At 41.8% G+C, this 19,218-nt stretch carries 17 protein-coding genes and 5 pseudogenes; 14 read left to right on the forward strand and 8 right to left on the reverse strand.

Annotation, left to right across the window (positions count from 1 at the left end; genetic code table 11):
• Nucleotides 1-142 precede the first annotated feature (142 nt).
• Nucleotides 143-523, forward strand: a pseudogene (locus O9324_RS12100) (class I SAM-dependent methyltransferase); the annotation flags it as partial.
• The gene (locus O9324_RS12105) at nt 520-1,437 is read left to right on the forward strand and encodes a TauD/TfdA dioxygenase family protein (protein WP_288140313.1); all 918 of its coding nucleotides are present in this window, start codon (nt 520-522) and stop codon (nt 1,435-1,437) included. The pseudogene O9324_RS12100 and the gene O9324_RS12105, both read left to right, overlap by 4 nt.
• 91 nt (nt 1,438-1,528) lie before the next feature.
• Here O9324_RS12105 and O9324_RS12110 read toward each other — a convergent pair whose 3' ends face one another.
• On the reverse strand, nt 1,529-3,043 hold the full coding sequence (locus tag O9324_RS12110) for a SagB/ThcOx family dehydrogenase (protein WP_002790153.1): 1,515 nt from the start codon (nt 3,041-3,043) through the stop codon (nt 1,529-1,531).
• Between the two features lie 249 nt (nt 3,044-3,292).
• Here O9324_RS12110 and O9324_RS12115 point away from each other — a divergent pair, with 249 nt between their 5' ends.
• From O9324_RS12115 to O9324_RS12125, 3 genes are all read left to right on the forward strand, one after another.
• On the forward strand, nt 3,293-3,637 hold the full coding sequence (locus O9324_RS12115; protein WP_002755652.1) for a type II toxin-antitoxin system RelE/ParE family toxin: 345 nt from the start codon (nt 3,293-3,295) through the stop codon (nt 3,635-3,637).
• Entirely contained in the window at nt 3,624-3,986 is a 363-nt protein-coding gene (locus O9324_RS12120) for a helix-turn-helix domain-containing transcriptional regulator (protein WP_002740608.1), read from the forward strand. Before O9324_RS12115 ends, O9324_RS12120 begins: the two co-directional genes overlap by 14 nt.
• 281 nt (nt 3,987-4,267) lie before the next feature.
• Entirely contained in the window at nt 4,268-5,041 is a 774-nt protein-coding gene (locus tag O9324_RS12125) for a Uma2 family endonuclease (RefSeq protein ID WP_288140314.1), read from the forward strand.
• Nucleotides 5,042-5,099: 58 nt separating this feature from the next.
• Here the strand turns inward: O9324_RS12125 and O9324_RS12130 are convergent.
• Nucleotides 5,100-5,192, reverse strand: a pseudogene (locus O9324_RS12130) (PEP-CTERM sorting domain-containing protein); the annotation flags it as partial.
• Between the two features lie 262 nt (nt 5,193-5,454).
• On the opposite strand from O9324_RS12130, the gene O9324_RS12135 reads away from it, so the two are divergent.
• The 6 genes from O9324_RS12135 to O9324_RS12160 all read left to right on the forward strand — a co-directional run bounded on the left by O9324_RS12135 (nt 5,455) and on the right by O9324_RS12160 (nt 11,105).
• Nucleotides 5,455-6,738: a flotillin family protein gene (locus tag O9324_RS12135; protein ID WP_288140315.1), complete on the forward strand. Its 1,284-nt coding sequence runs from the start codon at nt 5,455-5,457 to the stop codon at nt 6,736-6,738.
• Between the two features lie 220 nt (nt 6,739-6,958).
• Nucleotides 6,959-7,336 carry a phosphomannose isomerase type II C-terminal cupin domain gene (locus tag O9324_RS12140; RefSeq protein WP_002766029.1) on the forward strand — a complete coding sequence of 126 codons (378 nt, stop codon included), beginning with the start codon at nt 6,959-6,961 and terminating at the stop codon, nt 7,334-7,336.
• A gap of 48 nt (nt 7,337-7,384) precedes the next feature.
• Nucleotides 7,385-7,936: a bifunctional adenosylcobinamide kinase/adenosylcobinamide-phosphate guanylyltransferase gene (gene cobU, locus O9324_RS12145; RefSeq protein ID WP_002790159.1), complete on the forward strand. Its 552-nt coding sequence runs from the start codon at nt 7,385-7,387 to the stop codon at nt 7,934-7,936.
• A 113-nt stretch (nt 7,937-8,049) separates the two neighbouring features.
• Nucleotides 8,050-8,640 carry a 3-isopropylmalate dehydratase small subunit gene (leuD, locus tag O9324_RS12150; protein WP_287629952.1) on the forward strand — a complete coding sequence of 197 codons (591 nt, stop codon included), beginning with the start codon at nt 8,050-8,052 and terminating at the stop codon, nt 8,638-8,640.
• Nucleotides 8,641-8,741: 101 nt separating this feature from the next.
• The gene (locus tag O9324_RS12155; protein WP_002740601.1) at nt 8,742-8,918 is read left to right on the forward strand and encodes a hypothetical protein; all 177 of its coding nucleotides are present in this window, start codon (nt 8,742-8,744) and stop codon (nt 8,916-8,918) included.
• Nucleotides 8,919-9,032: 114 nt separating this feature from the next.
• On the forward strand, nt 9,033-11,105 hold the full coding sequence (locus tag O9324_RS12160; protein WP_287629953.1) for an AAA family ATPase: 2,073 nt from the start codon (nt 9,033-9,035) through the stop codon (nt 11,103-11,105).
• 29 nt (nt 11,106-11,134) lie between these two features.
• On the opposite strand, the gene O9324_RS12165 is transcribed toward O9324_RS12160, so the two are convergent.
• The 4 genes and pseudogenes from O9324_RS12165 to O9324_RS12180 form a co-directional block, all read right to left on the reverse strand.
• Entirely contained in the window at nt 11,135-13,372 is a 2,238-nt protein-coding gene (locus tag O9324_RS12165; RefSeq protein ID WP_288140316.1) for an FUSC family protein, read from the reverse strand.
• Nucleotides 13,373-13,497: 125 nt separating this feature from the next.
• Nucleotides 13,498-14,943: an Ig-like domain-containing domain gene (locus O9324_RS12170; protein WP_288140317.1), complete on the reverse strand. Its 1,446-nt coding sequence runs from the start codon at nt 14,941-14,943 to the stop codon at nt 13,498-13,500.
• A 709-nt stretch (nt 14,944-15,652) separates the two neighbouring features.
• Nucleotides 15,653-15,808, reverse strand: coding sequence for a hypothetical protein (locus tag O9324_RS12175; RefSeq protein ID WP_287632736.1), 156 nt, complete (start codon nt 15,806-15,808; stop codon nt 15,653-15,655).
• 164 nt (nt 15,809-15,972) lie between these two features.
• Nucleotides 15,973-16,167, reverse strand: a pseudogene (locus tag O9324_RS12180) (photosystem II q(b) protein); the annotation flags it as partial.
• Nucleotides 16,168-16,309: 142 nt separating this feature from the next.
• Here O9324_RS12180 and O9324_RS27495 point away from each other — a divergent pair.
• The 3 genes and pseudogenes from O9324_RS27495 (at nt 16,310) to O9324_RS12190 (ending at nt 17,992) form a co-directional block, all read left to right on the forward strand.
• Nucleotides 16,310-16,504, forward strand: coding sequence for a helix-turn-helix domain-containing protein (locus O9324_RS27495; protein ID WP_502846583.1), 195 nt, complete (start codon nt 16,310-16,312; stop codon nt 16,502-16,504).
• A gap of 9 nt (nt 16,505-16,513) precedes the next feature.
• Nucleotides 16,514-17,554: pseudogene (locus tag O9324_RS12185) on the forward strand (RNA-guided endonuclease InsQ/TnpB family protein).
• 210 nt (nt 17,555-17,764) lie between these two features.
• The gene (locus O9324_RS12190) at nt 17,765-17,992 is read left to right on the forward strand and encodes a DNA-directed RNA polymerase subunit omega (protein WP_002761217.1); all 228 of its coding nucleotides are present in this window, start codon (nt 17,765-17,767) and stop codon (nt 17,990-17,992) included.
• 29 nt (nt 17,993-18,021) lie between these two features.
• Here O9324_RS12190 and O9324_RS12195 read toward each other — a convergent pair whose 3' ends face one another.
• Both O9324_RS12195 and O9324_RS12200 read right to left on the reverse strand, forming a co-directional pair.
• A complete protein-coding gene (locus O9324_RS12195) occupies nt 18,022-18,834 on the reverse strand; it encodes a Uma2 family endonuclease (RefSeq protein ID WP_288140318.1) in 813 nt (270 codons plus the stop codon).
• A 23-nt stretch (nt 18,835-18,857) separates the two neighbouring features.
• Nucleotides 18,858-19,218 (reverse strand): annotated as a pseudogene (locus O9324_RS12200) (DUF3782 domain-containing protein); the annotation flags it as partial.

Here is a 19,218-nt window from a genome sequence, read left to right on the forward strand (position 1 = left end):
ACTCAATTGTCTATCTTTTGGTATTAACCTATTTGTGCCTTAAGTCCTTTCCTGTATGAATTTCAGCTACTTTTGAGCGTAGTTGCTCTCATCGAATTTTATTTTAAGTTAATTATTTGCATAACAATTCCCGAAGAGCCCAGAAACTATTAGCACGATGCAAAAAGCCTACCAACTTTAAAAGTTGGGTGGATATTTCCTGTTCGCCGTCCCCCATCCCTCTTTACCTTTTCTGAAAAAAGATAAGTTTCCGTTTTATTTTAAACCGAAAGCTGGCTATTTTTCCGGACGCGATCAATTATTCCCCGGTGAGATTTGGCGTAGAGATAGAAAAGCCGTCGCCGTGCAATGTGTTCATAAAACTATGGAAGACTACTTCACATCTCTTCGTTTAGCAGCATTCACAAAAATGCCAGAAGTTTATGAACTAAAAATTAATCAGGAACATTTAGAACTAGACCCAGAATTTTTTACTCCGCTTATTGACCTTCCCCTTCACGTTGCCTTCAAGATTCAAAAATGATTATACCGATTTCTGATCCTAATATTTCATTACTGACTTGGAAAAAATTGCCCGATCCTTCTCAACTATTTTTTCATTTACCCAAATCATTAGTCTTGGATTTACTAAAAACAAGCAATCAGAGATGGCTTGAAAAACCCAACGAAATAGGACGGGAAACAGTTAATAAAAATCTTGACTTTTTCCTGCCGTTTCGTGAGAAATTGCTCCTAGAACCCGGAATAATTGTTTTCCGATTAGAACCAGCATTAACAGAAACGGAAATGCGATTAATTTATGCTTTTATTTCTCGTGTTTTTGGACTGCTAAACCACCGCTATGGCTATTTTTTTGATGTAATCGATCGAGGAATGGATTACACTAAAGAAGCTATACCCGTTTCGATGACGAATGCAGAAACTGGCTATCATACCGATAGTACAGACAAAAACTACTTCCCTGATATTGTTGGCTTACTCTGTCTTGCTGCCGCGGATGAGGGAGGAGATTCCCTAGTAGTAAACGCCGCCAATTTGTATCAATATTTCTGGCAAAACCATACAGACCTAGTTTCCTGTCTCTACGAACCTTTGGCGCGGGATGTGATTACACCGGGAGAGATTAATTCTCAAGAAGCTATTCAAAATAATAATTTCCCCTTATTCTCAACAGATTCTCGGGGTCTGGTTTTTCGTTATATGCGGTACTGGATTGAAGTCGCTTACTCCAAACTAGAAATAGCGCAACCGGAAGCTATCACAAAAACACTTGACATCATCGACAACTTTTTTTCAGAACCGGAAAATACAGTCCGCTTCAAAATGAAAAAAGGTGATGTATTTTACGTTAATAATCGCTTTTTATGCCACAATAGAACCGCTTTTAAAAATTCAGGAAACCCTCGACAAATGGTGCGTAGTTGGATTAACCTTTAAACAAAATACGTCCCAGCGAGAAAGTGCATCTGTCAAGGTACAGATTACTATGACCTCAACCTCCTTGTCACCCCTTTAGTGCTTCATCACCCTAAAAAACCTTCGGTCGGCCTAAAGTAGTGATATAGATAACTGCTTCATCGGAGGGAATTCCTAACACTTCATTAACTTGATCATCAAAAAAACCACCGATACCACTAACCCCTAACCCCAGATGAATAGCCGCTAAATTTAATCTCTGTCCCAAATGACCCGCATCTGCATGAAGATAACGATAAACTCGATCGCCGTATTTAGCCACTGCTTTTGACAGATCCGCCGTATGAAAAACCACAGCAGCCGCATCCCGTCCCAAATCCTGACCTAAACAGAGATAATGTAACTCTTGCCGGAAATTTTTAAAGCGAATTTGCCGCAATTCTTGAGCTTTAGGAGCATAATAATAACAGCCTTCCTCTAATCCGGTTACTGCCGAAACAGCGATAAAAGTTTCCAATAAATCTAGATCAAAATAATCGGGATTGGGATCGAGATTTTGGTTGGCATAATCTTGGGGTTGATAGGTAAAATGCAGCAAGGCTCGCAATTCGTCTAAACTGAGACTAGCACCACTATAAGCGCGGGTAGATCTGCGTTTAAGCATCGTACTTTCCAGATCGATTAAATCTTCCCCCCAATTGACGGGACGGGATGTCACCGAAACTTTTAGACAAAAAGGAAAATTATATTTATCTTCCCAATTAGAGGGGGTAACATTTGCTTCTATCTTCTCATCTGTGGCTATGATAGTCGCTCGGTGTAGAGAGTTTAATAATTCTCCCTCGGCAATTTTGGGATAAAGAGTCGTGGTTGCCGAAGGGAGTGCCGTGGTACTAGGGGGGAGATTTTGCCGGATATTGAGCAGATCTGCCAAAGGAATCACCGTCATGACACTTTCTTTCTCGGAATCAAGATAAAGCAATTCATTCATCTGACTATCGTTAAAACCACCGATTAAATGAGCGCGATAGTCATTAATCGAGGCTGATAGCTCAATATTGCCCAATAAATGCCCTGTATCGAGGAAAATACGCCGATAAGCTCGATCCTCGTAGCGCCAAGCGGATCGATAAAAAATGGCACTGGTAACTAAAGCGATATCGGTATTTTCTAAAACAGGATTCCAGAAACAAGCAGATTGCAGGTTCGTCCAGACATCACTTTCCCAGAATAAAAGCAGCGAGTGACTTTGACCTTGATAACTGTAGAGACCGGCGGGTAAAAATTCCGTACCACGGGAGATCAGATAAACCTCGGCGGGGTATAAGCCACCAGCAGAGGGTGCGGAACGCAGGTACAAGGGACTACCCATAGTGGCGATTTTGGCAGTTAAACCATAGCTACAGCCCAAAATTCGCGATATACGTCGCCAAAAGTCTCCTTTTTGGGGAACTATTTGACGGGAGAGGTAGGGTTTGAGATCGAAAGTCTGACCGATTTTGTATTCTTTGAAGGGATAGGGTTGTTGACTCCAATCAAGACCTTTACTTTTTGAGGCGATCGTCTGGGGGTCGTATTTGGTCCGCTCGTGGTAGTATTGGGCGATCGAGATTGGCTGATCTGGCATGATAAAGATAGGCTGTCTAAGCTTTACTTTTTAGTTTGACATACTCCCACCCCTAGAAAACGGGTTTCTTTCAGAAACCCGTTTTCTAAATACTCCCCTCTCCCACCCCCCCCTGCTCTACGATGTCGGGTAGGGTTGATTTATGAATCAACCCTACCCTTGATAAGGGGGGTGGGGGGTTGGGGGTGAGGGTAATTAACCATATCTGCCATTACTTTAGAAAAATAGTATAACTGCTATAATTATTCCATGGCGGCTCAACCCAGAGAAATTCGACGTTATGTTACCAGTGACGGCAAAGTTCCCTTTGCCCAATGGCTCGATTCTTTGCGGGATATTAAGGCTAAAACTAAAATTGCTCAACGCCTAAACCGGGTTAATTTAGGTAACTTAGGGGATTATAAATCAGTAGGAGCAGGAGTTTATGAACTACGAATAGACTATGGTTCTGGTTATCGCGTTTACTTTGGACAAATCGGAACAACGATTATCTTACTCCTGTGTGGAGGAGATAAAAAAACGCAAGCTAAAGACATTGAAATAGCTCAAAAATATTGGCAAGACTATAGGAGCCGAGAAAATGCCAGTCAGTGATAGTTATCATGATTCCCTGATCGAATCTCTTAAAGATTCCCATTATGCAGCAGTTTATCTGGAAACTCATCTCGAGGGAGATGAATATGGATTTGAATCAGAATTACTCAGACTTGCGTTCAATCACGTCCTAGAAGCCCTTGGACCTCAAAATCTAACACCAGAACAAATCAAAATTCAGGCGCAGCAATTGGAAGAAATAATGCAAAAACCTGCACCTGAAGCCATGAATCAACTAACCTCTTGGCTTCAAGCTTTAGGATTGAAATTAACGATAAAGATCGCTCCAAAAATGCCAGAAATAAATCATGAAAATGACGCTGTTAGTTCAATCAAGATTACAGTGTAGTTTGTAGTTTGGGTTTTTTGATTACAAATTGATAGTCCAACAATATTTCACGGATTTTATTCTATCATTACTATTGATAATTGTATATGTATAGCAATTATTCTAGGTTGGGTTGACGCAAGGAAACCCAACAAACGAGAGAGTCAAAATAGCGATCGCCGATTCAGACAGATTTGGCGGTTGGCTGTTGGGTTTCGTTCCTCAACCCAACCTACAAAACTACAATGTTTGAGAGGTCTGAGTGGTAACTGATAACTGATAACTGATAACTGATAACTGAAATGACGACACCTAGCTTCACCATTCCCCAATCTGACCCTCCCCTTTCCCCCCGGCAATCCTTGCCGACGATGTATGATTTACCTAGCGACAATCCACTGGAACCCGGTTTGCCTGACGAATTTCACCTATTACAACCTCAGTTATTACTGCTGACTTTCCAGCCTCCCAACTGGGAACCAGACCTAGTTTTTAGTGCCGCTGACCTCAACCTTTACTACAATGTCAGACACCCTCAATGGTACAAGCGTCCCGATTGGTTTGGGGTGGTTGGTGTTCCTCGTCTCTACGATGGCCATGACCTGCGCTTAAGCTATGTGATTTGGCAGGAAGGGGTTTCCCCGACGATTGTGGTGGAATTATTGTCTCCAGGTACGGAAAATCAAGATTTAGGACAAGAACTACGCCAACCCGGGGAACCGCCAACTAAGTGGACAGTTTATGAACAGATTCTGCGGATTCCCTACTATGTGGTTTTCAGTCGCTATACTAACCAACTTCAAGCGTTTGAACTGGTAGGTGGTTATTACCAACCCGTAGCTTTAGTGGAGGGACGCTTACCGATTCCTCCACTGGAATTGAGCTTGGGTTTGTGGCAAGGTTCCTATCGGGGGATTGAGCGGCTATGGTTGCGCTGGTTGACGCTGGAGGGAGAGTTGATTCCTCTTGCCGATGAGGAGTTAATTGCGGCGAAACAAGAGGCTTCTGCGGCGAAACAACGAGCAGAACAACTAGCGGCACGATTGCGGGAATTAGGGATAGATCCTGAAGCCTGAAGGCTCGAAAACCCCCCAAAAAAGAGAGAGGAAACCCGCGCCTCCTCTCTCTGGGACATTATTTTCTCGCTTTGCGGACAGCACCCCCTAGCATTAAACCGCCCAGTGGGATATAACTAAGAACACTCGTAGGTTCAGGGACACCCACAGCAGAAGAAGCGACGGTCAACAAATGCCGAGAGATTTTTTGAGATTATTCATACATCGAATAATTTGCTCTACGAATAAAGTTATGTGTAGATTTTAGCTCCAATTTGATTGAAGTCAAGATAAAACTAGGGGATTTTACTCTATCATTACTTATTTTAATTTTCGATGTACCTACACCCTACTAGACTACTGGTCTGTCAAAGTTGGAAATTGACGGATACAATTTAGTTAATTTGATCCGAGCATCGACCGTAATAAAATCTATGGAAATTATCGCTGTTTTACTGGGAGTTTTCGGTTTAGGGACAGGTGCGGGTTTATTAGTCATCCGTAACTATTACCATATCTGTCAACCGAGTGAAGTTTTAATTTTTGCCGGTAGTCGTCGTCCCACAGCCACGGGCAAAACCATCGGTTATCGTTTGGTAAAAGGGGGCAGCAGTATTCGTTTACCTATGCTAGAACAAGTGTATCGAATGGACTTGACCAACATGATCATCGATCTCAGGGTGGTTAATGCCTATTCTAAGGGCGGTGTGCCGTTGATCGTCACCGGGGTGGCGAATATTAAAATTGCTGGGGAAGAACCGATTATTCATAATGCGATCGAGCGTTTATTGGGCAAGAAACGCAAGGAAATTGAACAATTGGCTAAAGAAACCCTCGAAGGGAATTTGCGCGGTGTCTTGGCGAATTTAACCCCAGAACAAGCGAACTCCGATCAGATTGCTTTCGCTAAAAGTCTCCTAGAAGAAGCGGAACAGGATCTGGAAAAATTGGGTTTAGTTTTGGATAGTTTGCAGATCCAGAATATTTCCGATGAGGTGCGTTATCTGGATTCGATCGGACGGAAGCAAAAAGCCGAATTACAGAGAGATGCCCGGATAGCCGAAGCAAAAGCCCGAAAAACATCGATTATCAAGGATTCCGAGAATCTACGCCTAACCGCTTTGCGTCGTATCCAAAAAGATTTAGAAATAGCCAAAGCTGACGCAGAAAAACGGGTGCGCGACACTCAAACTAAGCGCGGTGCCATGATTGCTGAGGTAGAATCGGTGGTTATGTCCGATTTAGCTAAAGTACAGGCAGAAGTGGCGGTACAAACTGCCCGAATTAAGCAGGTGAAACAGCAATTACAAGCAGATGTGATCGCCCCGGCGGCAGCGGAATGTCAACAAGCGATCGCAAAAGCCCGGGGGGAAGCAGCCAAAATTATCGAACAGGGGAAAGCGCAAGCGGAAGGAACCAAAAAATTAGCGGCCTCTTGGCAAGGAGCGGGAAATAACGCTAAAAACATCTTTTTATACCAAAAATTGGAGTTATTGCTGAAATTAATGGCCGCTAGTGTCCCAGAAGTGCAGGTGCAAACGGTGACGGTAGTGGACGGGGGTGATGGTAATCTTGTCCCCAAAATTACTGCCTTTGCTGAACAATTGCGGCAAGCTACCGGGGTGGATCTGGTACAAATGGCTAATCGTATAGCACAAACCGAGCCATCTGTCAAGGCTAAAGAGACAAATTTTGATTTTAAACAATTGCCCTCCTGAATCAGTTATCAGTTATCAGTTATCAGTTATCAGTTTTGAGTTTTAAGTTTTGAGTTTTGAGTTTTAAGTGAGCAGTGTGTATTAAGTGATCATCATCAAATGGCAGTTTACTGCTGTCTTTTCACTGATAACTGTTCACTGTTCACTGATAACTGATTACTGTTCACTGATAACTGATTATTGTCCACTAGAATGTTAATCAAGTTTGGAGACCACCACCATGGATGACTTAATTAATGATCCCTCCCCTTATCCCCAAGACCTAGAAATGACGCGGACTCCCCCCTGGGGAACAGTGACGGTATTGGAGGAAGGTCCCCGGTATCGCATCAATCGCATTGTCATTAAACCCGGCCATCACATGAGTACCCAAATGCACTACCATCGCAGTGAACACTGGATTGTCGTCTCCGGTACAGCGCGGGTAATCTGTGATGAAAAAGAAACTCTCCTCAAACAAAAAGAATCTACATACGTTCCCATGAATACCCGTCATCGGGTGGAAAACCCCGGTTCTATTCCTCTGGTGATGATCGAGGTACAAAATGGCGAATATTTAGGAGATGATGATATTCACCGTTTGGATGATGCAGAATAGGACAGCTTTCTCCCCTATATACTTTAGTTATTTGCCAAAATCTCGATCGTGGATGAAAAAATTATCCTAGTTACAGGGGCTGCCCGTTCTGGAAAAAGTGAATGGGCTGAATATTTAGCCAAAATCAGCCAAAAACCCGTTATTTATATCGCCACCTCCTCGGTGGATGAAAAAGATCAAGAATGGTGCGATCGCATTGAAAAACACCGGCAGCGACGTTCCCCCCAATGGCAAACCCAAGAAATTCCCCGACAATTAAGCGAAACTATTGATAATAGCCCATTTTCTCACTGTTTATTGATCGATTCCCTCGGTACTTGGGTAGCCAATTGTTTAGAAATGTCGGCAGCTGAATGGTTAGAAATCAGCGATCGATTCTTGTATTCCCTCAAAAACGCGGCGGTTGATGTTATTCTGGTAGCGGAAGAAACTGGTTGGGGTGTGGTTCCCGCTTATCCCCTCGGTCGTCTGTTTCGCGATCGTTTAGGCGATCTCTGTCGTAGAATTGGCACAATAGCAGACGCAGTTTATCTAGTTACCGGCGGCCATGCTCTTAATTTAAGTCAATTGGGTCAATCTTTGTCGATAATTGGGCAGTAGAGAAGATGAGCAACAATTATCGCCGAGAAATCGAGAAAAATGCCACCGATCAGGGGGTATGACAAGATGCAACCACTTTTTTTGTCACTGCTAGTAAAAGTTAGAAAAAGATCATGAGTCAAGTTAAAACCATCTCCGGACGAGCTTTACCCTTGCGAGGCAACGATATTGACACCGATCGCATTATTCCGGCTCGTTTTTTGCGTTGTATCACCTTTGAAGGTTTAGGAGAACAAGTGTTCGCCGATGATCGAGCGGCTTTACAGGGGAGTCATCCTTTCGATCTACCCCAGTACCAAGGAGCGAAAATTCTGGTAGTTAATGGTAATTTTGGTTGTGGTTCTTCTCGGGAACACGCACCGCAAGCGATTTTACGTTGGGGAATTCAAGCAATTATCGGGGAAAGTTTCGCCGAAATATTTTTTGGCAATTGTATCGCTAATGGGGTTCCCTGTGTCACTGCTGAGGCTAAAACCATCGCACATTTACAGGATTTAATTGCAGCTAATCCCGAAATTCCCGTCGATCTTTCTTTGCCAACCATGACGGTGGAATGGGGGGATTTTGTCGCTACTGTGTCTATGAATGAAGGTTCCCGACAGATGTTAATAGAAGGGGGTTGGGATACCTGCGGACAGCTTTTACAAAATCTCGATCTAATTCAATCTACCGCACAAAAGTTACCCTATTTAAGTTTCGTCTAGAGAAACAATCTAGGCTGAGGGTGCGTTAGTAATAGATTAACGTACCCCGGCAGGGATTTTGTTGGAGATGCCGCGGCTGTAAATATTAAAAAATCTGCCCTATGACTAATTCTGATAATAATCTCCAAAATATCCAAGAACCGATTTTAAACGCTCCCGAAGATGTGCGAAAAATCATCGATCGAGTTTTAAAATTGGAAAGAGATAAGTTATACCAGCGCAATCCTCGCAATATCAATGATGATGTTTTAACAATTATTAAAGAAGTAATTCAATAATCAGTTATCAGTTATCAGTTATCAGTTATCAGTTATCAGTTCACTGTTTACTGTTTACTGTTTACTGTTTACTGTTCACTGAAAAAACTTCCCCATCATCCCCTCTATATAAATATGAAACTACTATCAATAAAGTTATGTAATTTTCGACAATTTTACGGTAAGACTCCTGAGATACATTTAGCGGCGAGTTCTCGCAATACGACGGTAATTTATGGCAATAATGGGGCAGGAAAAACAACAATTTTAAATGCTTGTACCTGGGTACTTTATGAAAAATTTACAGCAGCTTTTGCCGAACCAGAGTTATTAGTTAATAAACGGGCAATTACCGAAGTAACAACGGGAACCTCCATAGAATGTTCCGCAGAAGTAAACTTTGAACATGAAAATAAACGCTATCAGGTAAAACGAAAATTTTTCGCCTACCAAGATGTAAATAGTAAAATTAAATACGGTTCAAATAGTTTATATATGCTCTACGCTGGTGATGATGGCAATTGGTACACACCCAATCAACCAGCGGAGGATATTATTAATCAAATTTTACCAGAAAGTTTACACCGTTATTTCTTTTTTGATGGGGAATATATCGATCATCAATTTCGTAGTAGTAGCCAAGGTAAAATCGCCGAGGATACAAAGGAATTATTGGGAGTTAAAGTATTAGATCGAGCGATCGAGCATTTAAAAAAAGCCAAAAAATCTTTACAAGATGAGCTTAAAGATTTAGGAGAATCGGATTTAAAAAAGTTATTAAAACAGGAAAGTAAAATTGAGCAGGATTTCGAGAAATTAAAACAGCGTCAGCAGGATATTATTAGCCATTTATCCCAGCAAGAAGAATTAAAAAAAGCCGTGACTAATCGCTTATTAGAGTTAAGTGGTGCCGAGGAATTAAAACAGTTAAAAGAAAAATTAGAACAACAGGAAAGAAATCTGCGGCAAGATTTAGTCAGAACTAAGGATAAATTAAAGAAATTAATTTCTCAGCAAGCTTATCAAGTCTTTTTAAAAGAAATTAATCAAAACTTTCAGCAATTAATCGATCGCCTACGACAACAAGGGGAACTACCCAGTGGTATTAAACAGCAATTTGTCCAACAATTATTAGAGCGGAAAAAATGTATTTGTGGCCAGGAATTACAGGAAAATAGCCAAGCTTATTTACAGGTACAAGACTGGATGAATAAAGCAGGAATGGCCGATGTAGAAGAAGCAGCCATTCGCTTATCTTCCACAGTCAAAGACATGGATAAAAAAGTCTTAGATTTTTGGCAAGAAGTGGATAATTATCAAGCTAATATTCACCAATGGCGCTTAGAATTATCTTTAGTAGAATCAGAATTAGATGAAGTGCGGGATAAATTTCGCCATTATCCTGATGAAGATATTAAAAATCTGCAATCTCGCTTAGATGCGATCGAGGATTCCCTAAAAGATTTACGCTTGGAACAGGGTAGCAATAAAAATCAACTAGATATCTATGAAAAAGAGTTAGAATCCCTGCAAAAACAGGTACAAAAACAGCAACAAAAAGAGGAAAAATATAATTTAGGACAACGACGTATTTTAGCGACTCAAGAGGCAATTAATCGCATTAGTGAGGTAAGACAGAGATTAGAAAATCAGTTTCGTTTGTCCTTAGAAAAACGGGTACAGGAAATCTTTAACTCAATTTCTTTTACTCCCTATATTCCCCGTATTAGTCCCGATTACGAGGTAAGACTATTAGAAAATACCACAGGATTTGCCATTCCCGTGGCAGCTTCCACCGGAGAAAATCAGATTCTCAGTTTATCTTTTATCGGGGGAATTATTGATCGAGTGCGAGAATGGAGTCAGAAAAATACTTTGATGGGAATTGATAGCAGCACTTTTCCTCTGGTGATGGATTCCCCTTTTGGTAGTCTTGATCATATCTATCGTCGGCAAGTTGCGATCGCTATTCCTAAATTAGCCAATCAGTTAATTGTTTTAGTGACAAAAACTCAATGGAGAGGAGAAGTAGAAACCGAGATTTCTCCCTATATTGGTAAAGAATATGTGTTAGTTTATAATTCTCCGAAAGCAGATTGTCAAGAGGACTTAATTAATCTTCATGGTGTTGATTATTCTCTGGTGAAACGCAGTCCTAATAATTTTGAATATACGGAAATTATCGAAGTTAATCGATTTTCCTCTTGACTGCTAAATTCTGTTGTTATAACTAAATTTTAACTTCTAATAAAACGATCAATTGCTGTGTTCATTACCCCAACACGACTGGATAATTCCACAAGTTCCGTGGTGACAATATTATAATCCCCTAAATATTTTTGGAGATTAGTTCCCTCTTTTTGATTGCCAATTTCCACTAACCTTTCCTCTCGCAATTCTTGCAAATGATCGAGGATATTTTCTAAAGTATCTTCGAGGGGAGGTAAGGGAGAAGGAGGATTATTTGCTTGCAAAGCTTGGGTTAATTGCGTCAAAGCTTGGGTTATTTGTTGCGTGAACAGACTCAGATTAGGATGGGGAGGACTACCGCGATATTGTTCCAATTCCGTCAATAAAACTGTCACCCCGCGACCAAAACGAGGAATATAATTACTTAAAGTGATTGCCGGTTCCATTTGTGGAAAAGGTGTGCTAGGATCATCAATTAATCGTTGTAGGGCCGTTTGCATATTTGTATTTGCTCGTCGAGCTTTATTGCGATGGGAAGATAAACTTGCAGTTTGATAGGATGATTCTCCTAAATAAACTGCCATAACTGACTGAAAATATACTTGATTAGCTTCTAATGCTTTAATGGCAGCGAGGGAAAAACGTTCATCTTCATTAACCCGTAAAAAACCGAAGGAAAGTACAAAAGCTAAAGCACTACCGATTAAAGTATAAACTATTCTGATATACTCTAAATTAATCCCGTCATTGCTGGTATCGAGACGACTGATAATTAAAGCAAAAATTGTGATAAAAAATACTGCCAAACTATAGTGAAATCGCACCAAAGTTAAAGCGATCGCTATAGAAATAACCCCAATCATCTCTAACCAGAGCGGATTATCTATAATTCGCAACAGTGCCAAAACAAAAAACGAGCCTAAAATCGTGCCAAACACCCGATTAAAAAAGCGTTGAAAAGTCAAGCTAAAATCTGGTTTTAACACAATAACTAAGGTTAAACCAATCCAAAAACTATGGGTAATTCCTAGCTTATTGTAGATCAACACTCCTAGCGCACTTCCCAAACCCAAGCGTAAACCATGACGAAATAGGGGCGAGTCTAGATTAAAATTAGATTTTAATGGTTCCCACCAAGCTTTTTCTTGACCGTACTCTTTTTCTATCCCTTCAAAGTTCCGCTGCCAGGGATTTTTTTTATCTGAAAATTCCTCACTTTGCCGCAAATGTTGCGCTGTTTCACTGGCTATTTTTAGCTGTTTAAATAATTTTTTTAAACGATTATTTAATTGGGAAATTGCCACATAACTGCTATAATCGTCCTGAGCATTTTCTAAAACTTTAGCTTGCAGGTTTTTTTGTTGCTCGATCGCCTTGAGTAATAGCTGCAAGCGCTCACAATCCGGTCGTTTATTTCTACCCAAAATTAACCCGGCAATATCTTCGCTAATTTCCGCCACTTGCACGAGAATATCTTCTAATAAAATACCCACCGTGGTCAGTTGTGGCAAGGGATGAAGATGAAGCAATTCTCGCAGCGCAATTAAGCTGGTGTTAATGCGATCGCTATCTTCAATCAAGACGATTAACAATTCCCGCAGCTCATTCTTTCCCCAACGTCCCCGACGCGTCAAGGTGACAGTTTTCCGCGAACGGAGCAACAGTTGGCGAATTTGGTCAAAATATGGCTCCTCATGAGCATTAGAACAAGAGTGTAAAGGCAAAGAACGGAGATAGATGGCGATACCCTGAAAATTTTCCGCCGTTACCTGACGTAAAGGCTGATTAGGACGAAAAGGCCAGATAAACAGGGCCAAAAAAATTGTCCATCCCCCCCCCAAAACAGCGATTCCGGCCCGTTGTAAAGCGACGACCATATCTCCCGATGGCAAAGAAACGGCCAAAAGCAGCAATAAACTAATTACTACCCCAGCTAACGCCCCATTTTCCCCGTAAACCGTCAAATAACCCGCTATAAACAACCCGCAAAAAACTATCACTACGGTCAATCCTAGCCAAGCACTGGCTAATGTGCCGATAATCAAAGCTAGAGCCATCCCGATAGTCGTAGCGACTAGGGTTTTCGCTCTCACGCAGTAAAGTCCCCCCACATCGGCTAAAATCAAGGTTTGAGCCGCTAAACCGACCATTAACCCCACTTCTGACCGATCTAAAATATCACCGATAATAATCGGCACTGTGATGGCTAATAAAGTCCGAATCCCCCGCTCGATCTCGATATCGCCACTAGGACGCAATAAAAAACCAAATCGCTGAAGTAGCATATAGCACTTATCTTAATGGTGAGGTATGAGGTTTTCGTTTTCGGGAGTCAGTATTCTCCGAGTCACCTGATTAGGGAAAGATTTCTCTCCTGTCTCCTGACTCCTGACTCCTTAATTCTGCTGTATTAGGGCAGCCAACGGGGTTTAAAACCAGCGTTGAGTTCTTGAGGTAAAATTTTCGGGATGCTATTGGGACTGAATTGATCAGGAAGCGGTAATAACCAGAGACGACCATCGGCAATGCTCGACCCCTCCCCAGTGACTAAATCATTTCCGACTCCAAAGGGTATGGTTGCTAACTGATCAAATAATAAAGCCACGCCATCGGGAGACATACTCATCTGCACATCACGATAATTAGGTAAGGACAGCAAGGGGATCATTTTACCCGTTTTTAGCTCAATAATTGCTAAAAATGGTTCTTCTTTCACCTTGCCATCGCTGCTCATAACCAGATCGCTTTTTAGACAGTAAAGGGTTTTTTCCTGTCGCGGTTCAAATTCACAGCTAATAATCGGATTAGCTGTTCTTAATAGTAGTCTTGACTCTCCCTGATCATTGAGCAGAAATAGCGATCGCTGATTATCTGGTTCCGATTTCACCATGAGTTTTTGGCCACCATCCCGGGAAAAAGCGAGGATTTTCTCGTAGGTGGGCAAAAATTGCGGTTTTCCCCCTTGGACATCCAAAGGAATCACCGCTACCCCTCCCGTTTGACTGACAACCGCTTTTTTACCGTCGGGAGATAGTAAAAAATTATCCCCTTGTATTCCTAACGGTCGCGATTGTCCATCATCGCTGATTACCCATAAACTGGCATCCCCCGGATTCCCATGATTAATTCTCTGCACGATTAGGGTTTTGCCGTTATCTGAGAGATTAAAACGCAGATTTTGATAGGTTTTCGCATCTAAAAACCTTTCTATACGACCACTGGGCAAATTTTGACTATTTTCGTCATGATTTAAACCCGTGGTAATTGTGTAAAGTTGCTGTTTTGGGGTATCTCGTCCTAAGTCAGAGCGATCGAAGGCCGAGAATAAAATTCTATCCCCCCTCGGATAGATTTGAAAATCCGTGACCACCAGATCCCCAGGGGTAAGGATGGTTTTTTTCAGTTCTGTGACGTTATTTGGCCCCTGAATGATATTACAGACGATTAAACGGCCTCTTTCCTCTTGGTTGACCCCAATATAGGCAAAAGCTCGATCGTGGCTGTAAAATTCCCCGATAAAGTCCTCACCTTGAGCAATAGGTAACTTTACTTGATATTTTTTGCCGTAGATGGGCAATTCCGTCAAAGTATAGGTCAAGCGATCTCCGGCCCAGCTAATTTTACCCGGTAAGGGAGGATTGATCGCCAAGCTGGTTTCTATATCGGAACGGTCAATCGGCCGATTAAAACTTAAAGTAAAATAATTGTCCCTAACGCCGATTTTTCGCCCTTGCCAGCTAAAATTCTCCCCTCGCGTAGGGACTTGATTTCCTTGCATCAAAATCGACGATATTGCGGCAATTAAAGCCAAAATACTCGCTAACACTAAGCGATCGAACCAAGCTAATCTTTTCATCAGTTATCAGTTATCAGTTATCAGTTATCAGCTTCTGAAGGCAAGAGGCAACAGGCACTCGTGCAAAAGACAGAATCTGACAATTCTCCTACCTAAAAAGAAGGTTAGAAACTAAGCACATCAAAGCTTTTAGCTTAACCAATTAGGTCTGAGATTCGGCCCTTGTTATCAGTAGTCGGTCGTCGGTCGTCAGGAGATTGCTTTTATTTATTCTCCCATCTCCCCCCTCTACAATAATTACTCGCAACCAGAAATACGTTGGTTACATATCACATTTTGTGCTTTTTGTCAAAAAAACTTTTTTTTTGCAACAAAACTACATAAAAAAAAGATCATCGTTGTGGGTGAAATTGACTGATTTACCCGTTTTAATTAGGATTACCTTCTAGGTGTGGCAAGGGTTTCAACCATTGCTGCCCAAAAAAGCACACAACAACCCACTATGAAATTCTATCAAATCGCTGTTACCAGCATAACATCGTTGTTAAATAAAAATCTTTCTCAATTAATTCTTAAGAATTTGTAAATATTGCGGAATGTTAATTTAAATATTCTCAAGTTTTTACGGTCAATAAATAATTTTTACTTATCTTTGTCGGAAAATAGAACTCCTGCAAAAATCCCACATCTACCATTGGGTTAGGAGTCAGGAGTCAGGAGTCAGGAGTCAGGATTCAGGAGACAGGAGACAGGAGTCAGGAGTCAGGAGTCAGCTTTTTTCTCCCCACACCCCACACCCCACACCCCACACCCCCACACCCCACACCCCCCCTGCCCCCCCGATGTCGGGGGGGTTGGGGGGGTCACACCCCACACCCCACACCCCACTTCCCCCTTTCTTATCAGCTTTAGTAATGATTATCATCGGTTTTTTCAATCGAATAAATAAAAACGCCCCCAAAAAGGAAGCGTTTTTTAACTTATCATGAGGACTTAGCAAAATGTGTGCAGAGTTAGAATGCGGATGTTGGATGGGGATCCAGCATCTGTTTATTTTTAAACATCGATCGCCTGCGCTGTCAAGTCCATGGGGATAGCATCACCAGAAGCTAAATCGAGGGGGAAGTTATGAGCGTAGAGTAAGGAGCCAGAAACCGGCTCGCGAATACCGTCGATATCCACGGGAGGAGCGGCAATAAAGGCGATAATATAGCAGATGGTAGCGGTTAAGATCGTCGGGCTCAGGATGACACCGAACCAACCTATATAGAGACGTTTATCAGTTATCAGATGTGAGTTTTTAAGTGTGCAGTATTAAATAGAAGTTTCTTACTGTCTTTTTACTGATTACTGATTACTGACCGAATTGACATTATTGATAGACCTAGTTAAAATAGAGTACAGACAGACACATTTTAAGCCAACGATGAAAGCAAGGTATCAATATCGCCTTTACCCAACAGACCAACAAAAAAAGCTTTTGTCTCAGTTGTTCGGGTGTGTGCGTGTCGTCTGTAATAATACCTTAGCTTACTGCCAAGAACTCTATCAACAAGGAGAGAAAAAGCAAAAATATACAGAGTTGTCTGGAAGACTAACTCAGATAAAAAAAACAGAATAAAAATAGTGGCTGACTGAGGTTTCTTCTATTCCTTTACAACAGTCCTTAAGAGACTTAGAGACTGCTTACTCTAACTTTTTTGCATCTTGTAAGGGAGAAAGAAAAGGAAAAAAAGTAAAACCTCCTAAATTTAAAAAACGTAAATCTCAACAATCAGCCAGATTTACCGATAATGGTTTTACCGTTAATCAACACCACGTTACTTTGGCAAAAATCGGTGATTTAAAAGTCGTTTGGAGCCGTCCATTACCCTCTAAACCTTCTAGCGTCACCGTGATTAAAGACGCAGCGGATCGCTATTTTCTCAGTTTCGTTGTCGAGATTCGTCCCGAAACTTTGCCAGATAACGAGCAAACTGTAGGGATCGATCTAGGGATTGCTACTTTTGCGACTCTTTCAACAGGGGAAAAGATCAACGCACCAAAACCGTTAAAGAAACGATTAAAATGACTAAGAAAGGCACAGAAAAACCTTTCTAGAAAACAAAAAGGAAGTAAACGACGGGAAAAAGCCAGAAAACCAGTAGCTAAAATTCATGCAAAGATTAAAGACACTCGCACTGATTTCTTGCATAAACTATCCCCTAGAGTTGTTCGTGAAAATCAAACGATAGTTTTAGAGGATTTAAACACATCAGGAATGGTTAAAAATCGGAATTTATCCCGTACTATATCAGACTTAGGATGGCGTTCTTTTCGAGATATGCTATCAGCAAAATCTGATAAATATGGGCGTAATTTTCGGATAATTTCCCGATGGGAGCCAACGTCTCAGCGATGTTCCTGTTGTGGGAATATTGGCGGGAAAAAGGCGTTAAATATCCGCGAGTGGGAATGTCTTTTCTGTGGGACTTTCCATGATAGGGATGTAAACGCAGCAATTAATATCAAGGTCGCCGGTGGGCAATCGGAGACCTCAAAAAACGGACGGGTCGGACAGCGTAAGACTTCTGTTAAAGAAGCAGTATCCTGTGAAGCGTCAACCCAGCCGAAGATCATTCAATTAAGCTTGTTTGATCTGCCGGTCATCACCGTCCGGCCATGGCGGTGAGGATGTCAACTCTTTATTTGTATATTTTTAAACTTGTATAAAATTGATTTAAGTTTTGTAAAAAGTAGTTGACAAAATCCGATCGAGATCAAGGATAACCCTATCCTTAGGGTGGACAAAATGTGGTAAGGTGGATTGAGTAATAAAACTGATCACTAACCTATTATCAGTGACAAGTGCCAAATTCACCAGAGAAGGCTAAATATAACTATGTCCAAACGGTTTAAATTCGACTCCTCCGAGATGATTTATCTCACCGATAAACTGATGAATGCGGCCAGCAATCGTTACTCGATCGTCGTGCAAGTCGCTAGACGGGCTAAGCGCGTCCGCTACGATACCGTAGAAAATATCGATGACCCGATGATTAAACCCGTCCAACGGGCCCTGATGGAAATGACCGACGAATTAACCGAACCGGAATTATTACGCGATTAATCCCCTAAAATTGCCGAGGAACCCCACCCCTACATTTCATCGGGGTTGATACCCAGATCTCTTAGTCTTTCCGCTAGTCGTTGGGCTTTTTGTTCCGCTTCCTGTTTGGCGAAACGTTCTTGCTCGGCGATCGCTTCGGCTGCCTGTTTAGCCAAACGTTCTTGTTGGGCATTCAAACGTTCTTGAGCGGCGATCGCTTCCGCATTCATTGCCCTTTCCTCTGCGGTTAAATAGCGATTTCCCGATTGATCATACCAATACAGCCATTCTCGCACCCAAGCGATATGTTCTCCCTGTTCATATCCCAACGCTAACCCGATTTCTGGCAACCATACCCGATTATTTTCAGGCTCTAAAAGCTCGTATTTCCCCGCTATAAGCTTATAAACCTCTAATCTCTCTCTATTTTTAAACCTTCCCCTTCTACCGCTCAAGGGATTGTAAATGGCGTAATAGAGAATGCCTAGGGTTTGATAATCCGCTAACTTTCCCTCATATTCCCCATTATATTTCTCGGAAATCACTTCCAGGGCCAATATGGGCATAATATAAGCTTCTTCCCAGAGAACATAGCTTAATCTTCCCCTTTCGCCGGTATCGTGTTTGACTCCCACTGCCAAAAATCCATCGGGTATGATCGCCGGTTCGTCGGGATTGTAATAAACTCCCATATCGACACCAAAATACCAATCATCCCGCCCCATCCAAATAAATGCTAATAAACTGAGTAATAGATTGGGAATGTCGTTCTGTAGCTGGTTATCCACGGGTGTTTCGTCAGAACAGGGCAATTCTTCGGCAGTGGGAAGAAGGCGATTTTTATTGTAGGAAAGGTTAACCATAGCGATTGTTTTGACTAGGGAAATTACCAAGTATTCGGTTGAAAGTCAGCATCATTGATAATGGCCACCGTATCCCCGGAGGGTTTAATCACAAATAGACCTTTTTTATAAGCATAGCGATCGATTCCTTCGTTGATTTCAATTCCTGCCACTGCACCGTAGGCTCGATAGTTTTGATAATGGGGAAAAGCGATTTTAAAACGAGTCAATTTTTCGATAAATTCATCCACATCATCTTGAGACAATCGAGATTTACATTCCACCACCACGAGATCGGTATCATCCACCGCTAGAATATCAATTTCCATGGCGATGCCTTGACGTTTGACTCTAGCGCGGGGATAAACTTCCTTAATATCAATGCCTTTTTCCTGAAAAAGCCGT

The sequence above is a fragment of the Microcystis sp. LE19-84.1B genome, assembly GCF_027531875.1.
Classification (GTDB): Bacteria; Cyanobacteriota; Cyanobacteriia; order Cyanobacteriales; family Microcystaceae; genus Microcystis; species Microcystis panniformis.